This is a genomic window from Streptomyces sp. KR55 (genome assembly GCF_052245645.1).
GTDB classification, from domain to species: domain Bacteria; phylum Actinomycetota; class Actinomycetes; order Streptomycetales; family Streptomycetaceae; genus Streptomyces; species Streptomyces flavusporus.
Window position 1 is genome coordinate 1 of the sequence record NZ_JBQQCE010000245.1, and the last position, 14073, is coordinate 14073.

Sequence of the window (14073 nt, forward strand, 5' to 3'; positions counted from 1 at the left end):
CGGTACCTCACGGTCGCGGAGGTGACCTCCGTCGCCGAGATCGCCTTCGGCTGCGCGCCGGAGGCCCGTGCGCCCGGGCTGCTCGCCTCGGCCGTACACCGGCCCCGCGCCCGGATGTTCGGTACGGCGGCCTACGACGACCTCTACGAGCAGGCCGCTGCCCTGCTCCACGCGATCGCGACGAACCACCCCTCGTCGACGGGAACAAGCGCACCGCGTGGCTCGCGGCGGCGACCTTCCTGGCAGTCAACGGGGCGGAGCTGGTCGGCTGCGACCAGGACGCGGCGTATGACCTGGTCGTCGATGTGGCCTCGGGAGCGGAGCGCGATGTGGCGGGGATCGCGGGGCGGCTGCGGGAGTTGTGACGTGAGTCCCACCCACGGGCGACCCGGCGCAGTCGGCGCAATGACACCGCCGGGCCGCCGGTAGGGTGGCCCGGTTGTCCTACCCAGCCGAGCCGCCCGACCCACCCCCGGAGACCGTGACTACCTCCCGCCCGTCGCCCGCCACCACCCTCAACGGAGGGCCCTCCGGGCTCGCCCCTGTGTCTGCTTCCTCCTCGTCCTCCCATCACCTCTCGCCCGCGTTCCCCGGCCGCGCCCCCTGGGGTACCGCCAGCAAGCTGCGTGCCTGGCAGCAGGGTGCGATGGAGAAGTACGTCCAGGAGCAGCCGCGTGACTTCCTCGCGGTCGCCACGCCCGGCGCCGGTAAGACGACCTTCGCGCTGACGCTGGCGTCCTGGCTGCTGCACCACCATGTCGTGCAGCAGGTCACCGTGGTCGCGCCCACCGAGCATCTGAAGAAGCAGTGGGCGGAGGCCGCGGCGCGCATAGGGATCAAGCTCGACCCCGAGTACAGCGCCGGTCCGCTCGGCAAGGAGTACCACGGGGTCGCCGTCACGTACGCGGGTGTCGGCGTCCGCCCCATGCTGCACCGCAACCGCGTCGAGCAGCGAAAGACCCTCGTCATCCTCGACGAGATCCATCACGCCGGTGACAGCAAGTCCTGGGGTGAGGCCTGTCTCGAGGCCTTCGAGCCCGCGACCCGCCGGCTCGCGCTCACCGGTACGCCCTTCCGGTCCGACACCAACCCCATCCCCTTCGTGACGTACGAGGAGGGGAACGACGGGATCCGGCGGTCGGCCGCCGACTACACCTACGGGTACGGCAACGCGCTCGCCGACCACGTCGTGCGGCCCGTCATCTTCCTCTCCTACAGCGGCAACATGCGCTGGCGGACCAAGGCCGGCGACGAGATCGAGGCCCGGCTCGGCGAGCCCATGACCAAGGACGCGATCAGCCAGGCCTGGCGTACCGCGCTCGACCCGCGCGGCGAGTGGATGCCGGCCGTGCTGCGCGCCGCCGACCAGCGGCTGACCGAGGTCAGGAAGGCCATCCCGGACGCGGGCGCCCTCGTCATCGCCTCCGACCAGGACTCGGCACGCGCCTACGCCAAGCTCATCCGGGACATCACCGGCAACAAGGCGACCCTCGTCCTGTCCGACGACGCCGGCGCCTCCGACCGGATCGACGAGTTCAGCAACAGCACCGACCGCTGGATGGTCGCGGTGCGGATGGTGTCCGAGGGCGTCGACGTGCCGAGGCTCGCGGTCGGGGTGTACGCGACCACCATCTCGACGCCGCTCTTCTTCGCGCAGGCCGTCGGGCGCTTCGTACGGTCCCGCAGGCGTGGCGAGACCGCGTCCGTGTTCCTGCCGACCGTGCCCGACCTGCTCTCCTTCGCCAACGAGATGGAGCGCGAGCGCGACCACGTCCTCGACAAGCCGAAGAAGGACGGCGAGGAGGACCCGTACGCCGAGGAGGAGAAGCTCCTCCGGGAGGCCGAGAAGCAGCAGGACGAGGACACCGGCGAGCAGGACATGCTCCCCTTCGAGGCCCTCGAGTCGGACGCGGTCTTCGACCGGGTCATGTACAACGGCGCCGAGTTCGGCATGCAGGCCCACCCGGGGAGCGAAGAGGAGCAGGACTACCTGGGCATCCCCGGACTGCTGGAGCCCGAGCAGGTGCAGCTGCTGCTGCAGAAGCGGCAGGCCCGGCAGATCGCGCACAGCCGCAAGAAGCCTGACACCGAGGCCGACCTGCTGGAACTGCCCGCCGAGCGGCGGCCGGTGGTCTCGCACAAGGAGCTGATGGAGCTGCGCCGGCAGCTCAACACCATGGTCGGCGCGTACGTCCACCAGAGCGGCAAGCCGCACGGCGTCATCCACACCGAACTGCGCCGGGTCTGCGGCGGACCGCCGAGCGCGGAGGCCACGGCCGGGCAACTCCGGCAGCGGATCGCCAAGGTGCAGGAGTGGGCCACCCGGATGCGGTGACGCTGGACGCTGTGCCTGAGCTGGTCCTTTCGGGGGGCCTGTCGCGCTTCGGCTGCGGGTCGTCTGTGGCTGGTCGCTCCCCCACTCTCGGCTTCTCCCCCACTCTCGGCTTCGCTCGAGCGGGGGGACCCCCATGAGCGGGGGGACCCCCATCGCGGCGGTAGCCGCATATCGACTACAGCCCCGCGCCCCTTGGGGCGCGCATATCGCCGCAAATCAAAACAGTCCGTACCGGTCACTGCCCGGATTCTGGACGGAGCCTTCCGCTCAGCGAACCCCCTTCGCTACTGTCCCGCTACGCATACGCCCCGTGGCAGCGCCGCCGCGGAGCGCAGCCGTGAAGCGACTGGGCCCGGACCACCGGCCGGGCCGTCAGCCGATCGGCAGCCTCTGAAGCGCGTCGCTGACGGGACTCGGCGACGCATCCGCCGCGAGGGGGCTGTCGACCTCACCACCGAAGGAGTGGGCGTCGTGACCGCGGAGACCTCTCAGACGCTCGACCGGGGACTGCGCGTCCTCAAACTGCTGGCCGACACCGACCACGGGCTGACCGTCACCGAACTGTCCACCAAGCTGGGCGTGAACCGGACCGTTGTGTACCGGCTGCTCGCCACGCTGGAGCAGCATGCGCTCGTACGACGTGACCTGGGCGGACGTGCCCGGGTCGGGCTGGGTGTGCTGGGGCTCGGACGCCAGGTGCATCCGCTGGTACGGGAGGCCGCGCTGCCGGCGCTGCGGTCGCTGGCCGAGGACATCGGCGCGACCGCGCATCTGACGCTGGTGGACGGGGCCGAGGCGCTCGCCGTCGCCGTCGTCGAACCGACCTGGACGGACTATCACGTGGCCTACCGGGCGGGCTTCCGGCATCCGCTGGAGCGTGGCGCCGCCGGCAAGGCGATCCTCTCCGCCCGGCAGCGGCCGGCCGGTGAACCCGGGTACACCCTGACGCAGGGGGAGTTGGAGGCGGGGGCCTGTGGGGCCGCCGCGCCGTTGGTCGGGGTCACCGGGGTCGAGGGCAGCGTCGGGGTCGTGATGCTGGCGGACGCGGTGCCGGAGCGGGTCGGCCCGCGGGTCGTGGACGCGGCACGGGAGGTCGCGGAGGCGCTGCGCTGACGGGCGTGATCCGAACCGGGGGCGGCTCGAACACGCCGTCGCGTTAGATTGACCTCGTGCTCTCTCGTCTCACACGCTCCCAGGCTCTCGCCGTCTGCGCTCTGCCCGTCGTGGGCCTGATCGCCACGGCGGTGTTCGCGCCGCTGCCGTTCTCGGTGGCGCAGCCCGGGATGACGGCGAACGTCCTCGGCGAGAACCAGGGCACGCCGGTGATCACGATCGCCGGCGCCCCGACCCGGGACACGAGCGGGCAGCTGCGGATGACGACGATCGAGGCGACCAACCCGGACGCGCACATCTCGCTCGGCGATGTGATCGACGCCTGGTGGCGTACCGACCAGGCCGTCATGCCGCGCGACTCGGTCTATCCGAGCGGCGACAGCGTCAAGGAGATCGAGCGGCACAACGAGGCGCAGATGCGGGAGTCCCAGGACGAGGCGACCCAGGCCGCGCTGTCCTTCCTGGACCGGGGCGACGAGAAGATCAAGGTCGACCTCGAACTCGCCGACGTCGGCGGCCCCAGCGCCGGCCTGCTGTTCTCCCTGGGCATCGTCGACAAGCTCGACGGCGACGGCAGCGGCGGCGACCTCACGGGCGGCCGCACCATCGCCGGTACGGGAACCATCGACGCCGACGGCACGGTCGGCGCGGTGGGAGGCGTGGCCCTGAAGACGCAGGCCGCACGGCGGGACGGGGCGACGGTGTTCCTGGTGCCGCGGGCCGAGTGCGCCGACGCGAAGTCGGAACTGCCGAAGGGGCTGCGGCTGATTCCGGTGACCACGCTGAAGGGGGCGGTGGAGTCCCTGGTGAACCTGGAGAAGGGGACCGGCTCAGTGCCGAGTTGCTAGGGCCTGTCCGGCCCTAGCGGCCGAGTACGGCTCACCCCTCCTTGACGAAGCCCTCCTCCACCATCCAGTCCAGCGCCACCTGGTGCGGATCCTCCCCGTCGACGTCCACCTTCGCGTTGAGTGTCTGTGCCACGGAGTTGTTCAGCTTCTTCGTGATGGGGTCGAGGATCTGGGTGATCGCCGGCCATTCCTTCAGCGTCTTCGTGTTGATCACGGGCGCCGCGTTGTAGTTGGGGAAGAACTTCCGGTCGTCCTCCATCACCACCAGGTTCATGGACTTGATGCGCCCGTCGGTGGTGAACACCTCCCCGAAGGTGCAACTCCCCTTCGCCGCCTGGGTGTAGATGATCCCGGTGTCCATCTGGGTGACGCGGCCCGGCGGGATGTTCATGCCGTACGCCTTCTGCATCCCCGGCAGCCCGTCCGCCCGGTTGGCGAACTCGCCCTCCACGCACAGCGTCACGGCCGAGGGATTCGACCTGGACAGGGCGGCCACGTCGGAGAGGGTCCTCGTGCCGTACTTCTTGAAGTTGGCCTGGTTCATCGCCAGGGCGTAGGTGTTGTTGAGGGACGCCGGCGGCAGCCACGTCAGGCCGTTCCTCAGATCCGCGTCGTGCACCGCCTGCCACTGCTGCTGGGGGTCGGTGATGGGCTCGCTGTTGCCCATGTACGTGATCCAGGCGGTGCCGGTGTACTCGTAGACGCCGTCCGCGTCACCGCTCTTGACCGCCTCGCGGGAGCCCACGGAGCCCTGGATGCCGGTGCGGTCCAGGACGCTCGCGCCGGCCGCCTCGAAGGCGATGCCCATGATCGCGCCGAGGATGAGCTGCTCGGTGAACTCCTTCGACGTCACGGTCAGATCGGCGCCCCTGAGCGGCTCGCCCCGTCCGATCGAGCCCGGCTGCACATCGTCCACCATCGGCGAACCGCTCGTCAGGCCACAGCCGGAGGCGGCCACCAGCAGCCCGGCCAGCAGCAGACACCCGCGCCTCATCGCCCCACCTCCAACCCCCGCGGCCGCAGCAGCAGTTCCGCCAGTGAGGCCATCCAGTCCACCAGCAGGGCCAGCGAGACGGTGAGGATCGAGCCCAGCACCAGCACCGGCATCCGCTGGCTGGTGATGCCGGTGGTGATCAGCACGCCCAGTCCGCCGCCTCCGCCGAAGGTCGCCAGGGTCGCCGTACCGACGTTCAGGACCAGCGCCGTACGGACGCCGGCCAGGATCAGCGGGACCGCCAGGGGGAGTTCGACCTTCCTCAGCACTCCCGTCGGGGACATGCCGATGCCCCGCGCGGCCTCCAGCAGGGTCGGGTCGTTGGCCTTCAGGCCGGCGATGGTGTTCGACAGCACCGGCAGCACGGCGTAGATGATGATGCCGATCAGGGCCGCCCTCCGGCCGATGCCCAGCCAGATCACCAGCAGGGCGAGCAGGCCGATCGCCGGGGTCGCCTGGCCCATGTTGGCGATCGCCATGGCCGCCGGGGTCGCCCTGCGGAAGGCCTTGCGGGTGAGCAGGATGCCCAGCGGGATGGCGATGATCAGCACGAAGAACGTGGAGATCACGGTCAGTTCGATGTGCTGCCACAGCGCCTTGGACACCCGGCCGCCGGACAGCGCGTTCTCGGAGATCGTGTCCAGGTCGGCCTGCGCGAACCACAGCCAGGTCCCGAGCAGCAGCGCCACCAGGAACGCGGGCAGGACGGTCAGCTTCTGCCAGCTGATCCGGGGGCCCGCCGGACTCGGCGGGGGAGGCGGCTCCTGTTCGTCCGGGAGCTCGCCCTCCTCCAGGTAGGGGTGGCCCTCGACGTCGTGCTCGCCCGCCGGCCGGTTCTGGTCCGAAGAGGTGGTCACGCCTTCGCCTCCCCTCCGTTGCCCTCCTGCTCGGCATGCGTCTGGGCGGCCCTCGCCTCCTCCAGGTCGTGCTGGTGCGCCATGGCCTCCAGCCGGTCGGCCTCCAGCAGCTCGTGCACGGAGTTGATGAGCGTCTCCATGTCGACGACGCCGGTGTACTCGCCGCGCCGCCCGGTCACCGCCACCCGCCCGGCGCTGTCCGTGAGCACCGCCTCCAGCGCGTCCCGCAGCGTGGCGTCCCGGGTCACCGTGTCGTACACGAGCGTGCCCGCGCGCGCCAGCGAGCCCTTGGCCCGCATCAGGTCGCCACGCCTGAGCCACTTGTACGGGCGGCCCCGCTTGTCCAGCAGGAGGATCTCGTTGGTGCCGCTGGAGCGGAGCAGGTTGAAGATGGACTGCAGCGGGTCGTCGACGGTCACCGTCGGGTAGTCGGTGATCTCCACATCCCGTACGCGGGTCAGGTTCAGCCGTTTCAGCGCCGCCCCGGCGCCGACGAAGCCGGAGACGAAGTCGTCCGCCGGGTTGGTGAGGATCGCCTCCGGGGTGTCGAACTGCGCGATGTGCGAGCGCTCGCGCAGCACCGCGATCCGGTCGCCGAGCTTGATCGCCTCGTCGAAGTCGTGCGTGACGAACACGATCGTCTTGTGCAGCTCGCGCTGGAGCCGGATCAGTTCGTCCTGGAGGTGGTCCCGGGTGATCGGGTCCACCGCGCCGAACGGCTCGTCCATCAGCAGCACCGGCGGATCGGCGGCCAGCGCCCGGGCCACGCCCACCCGCTGTTGCTGGCCTCCGGACAGCTGGCGGGGATAGCGGCCGTGGAACTCGCGCGGGTCGAGCCCGACCAGGTCGAGCATCTCCTCGACCCGCTCCCGGATCCGCGTCTTGGACCAGCCGATCATCTTCGGGACGAGCGCGATGTTCTGCGCCACCGTCATGTGCGGGAACAGGCCGGACGCCTGGATCGCGTACCCCACATGGCGGCGCAGCTTGACCGGATCCATGCGGGTCACGTCTTCCTCGTTGATCCGGATACGACCGCTGCTCGGCTCGATCAACCTGTTGATCATCTTGAGCGTGGTTGATTTTCCGCATCCGGACGGACCGACGAAGATGACGGTCTCGCCCGCATTGATGTGCATGGTGACGTTGTCGACAGCGGGGGCCGGGTTGCCCGGGTAGCGCTTGCTGAGGTTCTCCAGCTCGATCGAGGCCCCCCTGGCGGACGTCTCAGGCACGGATCCCCCTGGGGATGGTCAGCCGTCCGATGAGGACGTACACGGCGTCGAACAGCAGGGCCAGGATGATGATCGCGAGCGTGCCGGCGAGTACCTGGTTGAGCGCGTTCTTGCTGCCCAGGGACGCCAGGCCGCGGAAGATCAGATTGCCGAGACCGGGGCCGGAGGCGTACGCCGCGATGGCCGCGATGCCCATCAGCATCTGCGTCGAGACCCGGATGCCGGTCAGGATCGGCGGCCAGGCGAGCGGCAGTTCGATCCGCACCAGGCGCATCGGCCGGGACATCCCGATGCCCGTGGCCGCGTCCACCAGGGTGGGGTCCACGCCGCGCAGCCCCACGATCGCGTTCCGCACGATCGGCAGCAGCCCGTACAACGTCAGCGCGATCACCGTCGGCGCTACACCGAGCCCCACGACCGGGATCAGCAGACCGATCATCGCCAGCGACGGAACGGTCAGGATGGTGGAGGTGGCCAGGGTGGCGAGGTTGCCCGCCCACTCCGACCGGTAGGTGACGACGCCGATCAGCACGCCCAGCAGAGTCGCCACGACCATGCACTGGAAGACGGCGCTGGCGTGTTGGTAGGCGTCGGTGAGCAGCTGCTGGTGGCGGCTGCCGAGGTACTCCCAGAAGTTCACCCGCCATCACCCCACAGCCCTGCTCACTCCCACCGGTCGCGGTGGCTCACTCCCGAAGCGCCGCCTGCTCCACCAGCGGGATGATCCGCAGCGGAACGGGGTTCTCCATCACGATCGCCGTGGCGGCCCGGACGATGCCATCAAAACCGACGACCCGGTCGATCACACGTTGAAGGTCGGCGTTGGAGCGGGCCACCAGCCGGCACAGCATGTCGCCGCTGCCGGTGGTGGTGTGCAGCTCCAGTACCTCCGGTACGGTCGCCAAATGGGCCCGTACGTCGGGCCCTTGGCCCTGCCGGATCTGCAGGGTGGCGAAGGCGGTGACCGGGTAGCCGAGGGCCGCCGGGTCCACCTGCGGCCCGAATCCGCGGATGACGCCATTCGACTGAAGCCGGTCCAGCCGCGCCTGCACCGTGCCACGCGCGACGCCGAGCCGCCGCGACATCTCCAGCACGCCGATCCGCGGCTCACGGGCCAGCAGCACGATGATGCGGCCGTCCAGATGATCGATCGCCACAGCGGGCCTCCCAGCTGGTCATCCTGTACACAACGCCCGCCGATACGGGCATCCCACTGGTCACATTGCCCAGCAAGGACGCAAACTATTGCGCACCTTGCGAGGCCGGAGAGACGCTGCGGCTATGACGCAGACCACACACCACACTCCCGACACCGCACGGCAGGCCGACCCCTTCCCGGTCAAGGGAATGGACGCGGTCGTGTTCGCCGTGGGCAACGCCAAGCAGGCGGCGCACTACTACTCCACCGCCTTCGGCATGCGCCTGGTCGCCTACTCCGGACCGGAGAACGGCAGCCGCGAGACCGCGAGCTACGTACTCGAGAACGGCTCCGCCCGCTTCGTGTTCACCTCGGTGATCAAGCCCGCCACCACCTGGGGCCACTTCCTCGCCGAGCACGTGGCCGAGCACGGCGACGGCGTCATCGACCTCGCCATCGAGGTGCCCGACGCACGCGCCGCGTACGCCTACGCCGTCGAGCACGGGGCCCGGTCGGTCGCCGAGCCGTACGAGCTGAAGGACGAGCACGGCACGGTGGTCCTCGCTGCGATCGCCACATACGGCCAGACCCGCCACACCCTGGTCGAACGCTCCGGCTACGACGGCCCCTACCTCCCCGGCTTCGTCGCCGCCGCGCCCATCGTCGAACCGCCCGCCCAGCGCACCTTCCAGGCCATCGACCACTGCGTCGGCAACGTCGAGCTCGGCCGGATGAACGAGTGGGTCGGCTTCTACAACAAGGTCATGGGCTTCACGAACATGAAGGAGTTCGTGGGCGACGACATCGCGACCGAGTACAGCGCGCTGATGTCCAAGGTGGTGGCCGACGGCACACTCAAGGTCAAGTTCCCGATCAACGAGCCCGCCATCGCCAGGAAGAAGTCCCAGATCGACGAGTACCTGGAGTTCTACGGCGGCGCGGGCGTCCAGCACATCGCGCTCAACACCAATGACATCGTCCAGACGGTACGGACGATGCGGGCGGCCGGCGTGCAGTTCCTGGACACACCCGACTCGTACTACGACACCCTGGGGGAGTGGGTCGGAGAGACCCGCGTCCCCGTCGACACCCTGCGCGAGCTGAAGATCCTCGCGGACCGTGACGAGGACGGCTACCTGCTCCAGATCTTCACCAAGCCGGTCCAGGACCGCCCGACCGTCTTCTTCGAGATCATCGAGCGCCATGGCTCGATGGGCTTCGGCAAGGGCAACTTCAAGGCGTTGTTCGAGGCGATCGAGCGGGAGCAGGCAAGGCGCGGCAACCTCTGAGCGCTCCCGACGAGGGCAGCGGCGGAGTCCGGTACCGCCGGACTCCGCTCACCCGCCCCTACGCGCCGTCCGGCTCACCCAACTCCCCCAGCACCGCCTCGGCCACGGGCACGTGCAACGGCGAGAAGTACGGGTTGATCCGCAGCGCCTCCCGCAGATGCCGCCGCGCGGGCCCGTCCAGCCCCAGCTCCCTCTCGATCATCCCCCGGTGGTACGAGTACAGCGCACTGCGCACCTCACCCCCGTGCTCCCGGTTCGTCGCCCGCTCCGCGAACCACAGCGCCTCCTCGTGCTCGCCCGCCCGGTGCAGCGCCCACCCCAGCGCGTCGGCCACCGCGAGCCCGGGCTGGCGCCGCCACTCGGCCCGCAGCCGCTCCACCGCCGCCTCGGGATCACCGTGGTCCGCCTCGAACCGGCCGAGCACCAGCTCCTCGTCGACCCCGCCCTCGGCGGCGCTGTGCACCTGCGACCGCAGCCGCTCGAACTGCACCCCCGCTGCCCCCTGCAGCCCCAGCGACTCGTACAGCTCGCCCAGCTCCAGGGCGTAACTCGGCGACGGCTGCTTGTCGAGCGCCACCCGGTACGCGCTCAGCGCCTGAGCCGTCCGCCCCAGCGCCGCCAGCACCCGCCCCTGCCCGGCCTGCGCGTCCCGCTGGTCGGGATCGAGCCGCACCGCCTCCTCGAAGTACCGCAGCGCCGCCTTGAGGTCCCCGCGTTCCCAGGCGAGCTGCCCGGCCCGCTCCAGCCACGCCGCCCGCTCGGCCGGAGACCCGGCGGCCGCCGCCGCGTCGGACAGGGTCGCCGCCGCGTCCTCGCGCCAGCCGCGGTCCCAGTAGACGCCGGCCGCCCGGGCCATGACCGCTGGACCCGAGTGCAGCTCCTGGAGCCGTTCGAGGGTCCGCCGGCTCGCCTTGTAGTCGCCGAGGCCTGTGCAGGCGTCGATCAGCTGCGGATACGTCGTCCACCTCTTGGGGTCCGCCTTCAGCGCGTCCTGCGCCCACTTCCGCGCGGTCCGGAAGTCACGGCGGGCGTTGGCCAGCGCCGCCATGCCGTTCAGCGCGTCGACGTTGCCGCGCGGCCGCACCTTCAGGGACATCCGCAGCGCCTGCTCGGCCTTCGGGTAGTTCGTGGCGTCGGCGGTCCGCCGCCCCTGCTGGACATACGCCGCGCCCAGCACCGCCCACGACCGGGCGTCCGCGGGCCGCGCCCGCAGCCGGGCCTCGCGGTCGCCGATCAGCGCCTCCAGATCGTCCAGCGCGGCCGGCACCCCGTTCGTGACCGCGGTCATCGCCGGTACGGCCGGACGCGGCGCGGGCCGCGGCGGGCGGTCCGGCCGCTCGGGCCGCAGCACCAGCACCCCGGCGACGAAGAGGCACCCCACGAGCGAGCCGATCACGACACCCGCGAGGAGCCGGGAACGGCGCCGCGGGCCACGCCGTCCCGCCCGTTTCCGACCCTCGTCCCGCTCCTGGTTCTTCCGGGTCTCCTCGGTCTCCATGACGGTGTTCATGCCGCACACTGTGCGCCAGTACGACGACCGGGTCCCGGCACGCCAAGGGTGCCGTCGACGGGGTTCACACCGATGGCCCCGGGTGACACGCTGTGATCATGAGCCGTATCCAAGCCCCTTCCGACGAAGCGCAGGGCAACCTCACGGACCGGCTGCTGGCGGGCCTGCCGGCCGAGGCCGTCCTGACCGACCCCGACGTCACCGCCTCCTACGCCAACGACATGGCGAGCTTCTGCCCGGCCGGCGCCCCGGCCGTGGTCGTGCTGCCGCGCACCGTCGAACAGGTCCAGCACGTCATGCGCACCGCCACCGAGCTGCGCGTCCCGGTCGTCCCGCAGGGCGCCCGCACCGGGCTGTCCGGCGGGGCCAACGCCTCCGACGGCTGCATCGTGCTGTCCCTGACGAAGATGGACCGGATCATCGAGATCAACCCGGTCGACCGCATCGCCGTCGTCGAACCCGGCGTCATCAACGCCGCCCTGTCCCGCGCGGTGGGCGAGCACGGCCTGTACTACCCTCCCGACCCCTCCAGCTGGGAGATGTGCACCATCGGCGGAAACATCGGCACCGCCTCGGGCGGCCTGTGCTGCGTGAAGTACGGGGTGACCGCCGAGTACGTCCTCGGCCTCGACGTCGTCCTCGCCGACGGACGGCTGATGTCCACCGGCCGGCGCACCGCGAAGGGCGTCGCCGGCTACGACCTCACACGCCTGTTCGTGGGTTCCGAGGGCTCCCTCGGCATCGTCGTACGGGCGATCCTGGCGCTGAAGCCGCAGCCGCTCCAGCAGCTGGTGCTGGCCGCCGAGTTCGCCTCCGGAGCCGCCGCCTGCGACGCCGTCTGCCGGATCATGGCCGGCGGGCACGTGCCGTCCCTCCTCGAACTGATGGACCGTACGACGGTCAAGGCCGTCAACGACATGGCGCACATGGGCCTGCCGGAGACCACCGAGGCCCTCCTCCTCGCCGCCTTCGACACCCCCGACCCGGCCGCCGACCTCGCCGCCGTCGGCGCGCTGTGCGAGGCCGCCGGCGCCACCGAGGTCGTCCCGGCCGACGACGCGGCCGAGTCCGAACTGCTCCTCAAAGCACGACGGTTGTCGCTCACCGCACTCGAGGCCGTCAAGGGCACCACGATGATCGACGACGTGTGCGTGCCCCGGTCCAGGCTCGGCGAGATGCTCGACGGCGTCGAGCGCATCGCCGAGAAGTACCAGCTCACCATCGGCGTCGTCGCCCACGCGGGCGACGGCAACACCCACCCGACGGTCTGCTTCGACGCACAGAACCCCGACGAGTCCCGGCGCGCCCGCGAGTCCTTCGACGAGATCATGGCCCTCGGCCTGGAACTCGGCGGCACGATCACCGGCGAACACGGCGTGGGCGTCCTGAAGAAGGAGTGGCTGGCGCGCGAGATCGGCCCCGTGGGCGTGGAGATGCAGCGCGCGGTCAAACAGGTCTTCGACCCGCTGGGCATCCTCAACCCCGGGAAACTGTTCTGAAGCGTGCGCCTCACCGGGCGAGCAGCTCGGCCAGACCGTCGTCGAGGTCGAGCTGCCCGCCCTCACTCCCCGGGGGCACCATCCGCAGCGTGCGCTCCAGCCAGGCCGACACCTGCGCGGCCGGGGCCTCGAGCAGGGCGTCCCCGTCGGGTGAACTCAGCGCCATCAGAACGACACTGCGCCCGTTCGCCTTCGACGGCCACACCCGCACGTCCCCGCGTCCGCACGGCCGGAACACCCCCTCCACGAGGAGTTCACGGGCGAACGTCCAGTTGACGGGCTGGCCGGAGTCGATGTGGAAGGTGATGTGGACGGCATACGGGTCGTCGGAGCGGTAGCCGAGCCGGGCCGCGACCGGGACGCTCCGCTCGGGCGACAGGACGAGCCGCATCTCCAGCTCCCGCTCCACCACGGTGTACATGGCTGTCTTTCCTCTCTGTATGGGGCATGCATGGGGCTTGCACGAGTGGAGAGCGGGGGAGGCCCGGAGCATTACGTGGATTCCGCGAAGTTGTTTCGCGGGGAGTAGCACAAGCGTGCTCGAAAGGGGCGGGTCCGGCGGGACGGGCGGTGCCGGTCCGGCAGGTCTGATAGATGTGGAGGCCCCATAACACCCCCGAGCAGATACGGGACGACGGACATGAGCGCCCCAACCCCGGCACCCGGCGACGACAGGCCCCGCGAGGGCTATTACCCGGACCCTTCCATTCCCGGATATGTCCGGTACTGGAACGGTGCCGCCTGGGTACCGGGCACCAGCCGTCCGGCCCCGGCCGACGGCGAACCGCTCGCGCCGCCGCCCGGCGCGCGTCCCGCGCAGCCCGCCGTCGAGGAGACCGGGCCGCACTTCTTCGACGAGGACCCCGAACCGCAGGCCCAGCCCGGCCCCGCCGACGCCCAGCACGGCAGCCGCCCCGAGCCGGCCTCCGCGTGGGGCGCCGACCGCTCCCGGCAGTCCGGCTTCGGCGGCGACCAGGACCGCCGCGTCTCCTGGGGCACACCGCAGGGCGCCGACCCGCGCGTACCCGCCGACGCCCCGACGTCGTCCGACGGCCAGTCCGCCCGCACGGACGGCACGGCGACGATCCCGCCGACCGCGTCCGACGCGGACGCGGCCTCCGGCAACACGTTCGTCTTCCGCCGCCCGACCGCCGATTCCCAGGGCCCGGGCGCCGGTACGGGCGGTACGGACGGTGCCGCCGAGGACGAGGGCACCATGACCTTCCGCGCCGTCACCCGCCGCACGGGCCAGCAG

Annotated in this window: 13 protein-coding genes and 1 pseudogene; 7 read left to right on the forward strand and 7 right to left on the reverse strand. The window is 70.9% G+C overall.

The window, feature by feature from the left end; all coding sequences use genetic code 11:
- The 4 genes and pseudogenes from ACTWQJ_RS30365 to ACTWQJ_RS30380 form a co-directional block, all read left to right on the forward strand.
- Window positions 1–429: pseudogene (locus ACTWQJ_RS30365) on the forward strand (hypothetical protein); the annotation flags it as partial.
- A 115-nt stretch (window positions 430–544) separates the two neighbouring features.
- Entirely contained in the window at window positions 545–2335 is a 1791-nt protein-coding gene (locus ACTWQJ_RS30370; protein ID WP_443309738.1) for a DEAD/DEAH box helicase, read from the forward strand.
- A 471-nt stretch (window positions 2336–2806) separates the two neighbouring features.
- Entirely contained in the window at window positions 2807–3448 is a 642-nt protein-coding gene (locus ACTWQJ_RS30375) for an IclR family transcriptional regulator (protein WP_224733547.1), read from the forward strand.
- Between the two features lie 56 nt (window positions 3449–3504).
- Complete coding sequence (locus ACTWQJ_RS30380) at window positions 3505–4296, forward strand: S16 family serine protease (protein WP_443309727.1); 792 nt, start codon at window positions 3505–3507, stop codon at window positions 4294–4296.
- A 31-nt stretch (window positions 4297–4327) separates the two neighbouring features.
- On the opposite strand, the gene ACTWQJ_RS30385 is transcribed toward ACTWQJ_RS30380, so the two are convergent.
- From ACTWQJ_RS30385 to ACTWQJ_RS30405, 5 genes are read right to left on the reverse strand one after another with little or no spacing between them, the layout of a single operon-like run.
- Window positions 4328–5290 (reverse strand): glycine betaine ABC transporter substrate-binding protein, encoded by a 963-nt coding sequence (locus tag ACTWQJ_RS30385; protein WP_443309728.1) that lies wholly within the window; start codon window positions 5288–5290, stop codon window positions 4328–4330.
- The gene (locus ACTWQJ_RS30390) at window positions 5287–6147 is read right to left on the reverse strand and encodes an ABC transporter permease (protein WP_443309729.1); all 861 of its coding nucleotides are present in this window, start codon (window positions 6145–6147) and stop codon (window positions 5287–5289) included. Before ACTWQJ_RS30390 ends, ACTWQJ_RS30385 begins: the two co-directional genes overlap by 4 nt.
- Window positions 6144–7382 (reverse strand): betaine/proline/choline family ABC transporter ATP-binding protein, encoded by a 1239-nt coding sequence (locus tag ACTWQJ_RS30395; RefSeq protein WP_443309730.1) that lies wholly within the window; start codon window positions 7380–7382, stop codon window positions 6144–6146. The genes ACTWQJ_RS30390 and ACTWQJ_RS30395 overlap by 4 nt, the downstream gene beginning before the upstream one ends.
- Window positions 7375–8022, reverse strand: a complete 648-nt coding sequence (locus ACTWQJ_RS30400) for an ABC transporter permease (RefSeq protein WP_443309732.1) — start codon at window positions 8020–8022, stop codon at window positions 7375–7377. Before ACTWQJ_RS30400 ends, ACTWQJ_RS30395 begins: the two co-directional genes overlap by 8 nt.
- A 46-nt stretch (window positions 8023–8068) precedes the next feature.
- Window positions 8069–8539 carry an Lrp/AsnC family transcriptional regulator gene (locus tag ACTWQJ_RS30405; protein WP_129799745.1) on the reverse strand — a complete coding sequence of 157 codons (471 nt, stop codon included), beginning with the start codon at window positions 8537–8539 and terminating at the stop codon, window positions 8069–8071.
- A 124-nt stretch (window positions 8540–8663) separates the two neighbouring features.
- Between ACTWQJ_RS30405 and hppD the strand changes: the two genes are divergently transcribed.
- Window positions 8664–9809, forward strand: coding sequence for a 4-hydroxyphenylpyruvate dioxygenase (hppD, locus tag ACTWQJ_RS30410; RefSeq protein WP_443309733.1), 1146 nt, complete (start codon window positions 8664–8666; stop codon window positions 9807–9809).
- A gap of 58 nt (window positions 9810–9867) precedes the next feature.
- Here hppD and ACTWQJ_RS30415 read toward each other — a convergent pair whose 3' ends face one another.
- Window positions 9868–11319 carry a tetratricopeptide repeat protein gene (locus ACTWQJ_RS30415; protein ID WP_443309734.1) on the reverse strand — a complete coding sequence of 484 codons (1452 nt, stop codon included), beginning with the start codon at window positions 11317–11319 and terminating at the stop codon, window positions 9868–9870.
- A 92-nt stretch (window positions 11320–11411) separates the two neighbouring features.
- Here ACTWQJ_RS30415 and ACTWQJ_RS30420 point away from each other — a divergent pair, with 92 nt between their 5' ends.
- Window positions 11412–12818 carry an FAD-binding oxidoreductase gene (locus ACTWQJ_RS30420; protein ID WP_443309735.1) on the forward strand — a complete coding sequence of 469 codons (1407 nt, stop codon included), beginning with the start codon at window positions 11412–11414 and terminating at the stop codon, window positions 12816–12818.
- A gap of 10 nt (window positions 12819–12828) precedes the next feature.
- Here ACTWQJ_RS30420 and ACTWQJ_RS30425 read toward each other — a convergent pair whose 3' ends face one another.
- Window positions 12829–13239: an SsgA family sporulation/cell division regulator gene (locus tag ACTWQJ_RS30425; protein WP_443309736.1), complete on the reverse strand. Its 411-nt coding sequence runs from the start codon at window positions 13237–13239 to the stop codon at window positions 12829–12831.
- Between the two features lie 219 nt (window positions 13240–13458).
- Between ACTWQJ_RS30425 and ACTWQJ_RS30430 the strand changes: the two genes are divergently transcribed.
- Window positions 13459–14073: DUF2510 domain-containing protein (locus tag ACTWQJ_RS30430; RefSeq protein ID WP_443309737.1), on the forward strand; the 615-nt coding region annotated here is incomplete at its 3' end.

What these genes read in the sequence shown, in the direction of transcription:
- ACTWQJ_RS30385 (WP_443309728.1), bottom strand. Translation starts at nt 5,290, where the DNA reads ATGAGGCGCGGGTGTCTGCTGCTGGCCGGGCTGCTGGTGGCCGCCTCC.
- hppD (WP_443309733.1), top strand. Translation starts at nt 8,664, where the DNA reads ATGACGCAGACCACACACCACACTCCCGACACCGCACGGCAGGCCGAC.
- ACTWQJ_RS30415 (WP_443309734.1), bottom strand. Translation starts at nt 11,319, where the DNA reads ATGAACACCGTCATGGAGACCGAGGAGACCCGGAAGAACCAGGAGCGG.
- ACTWQJ_RS30425 (WP_443309736.1), bottom strand. Translation starts at nt 13,239, where the DNA reads ATGTACACCGTGGTGGAGCGGGAGCTGGAGATGCGGCTCGTCCTGTCG.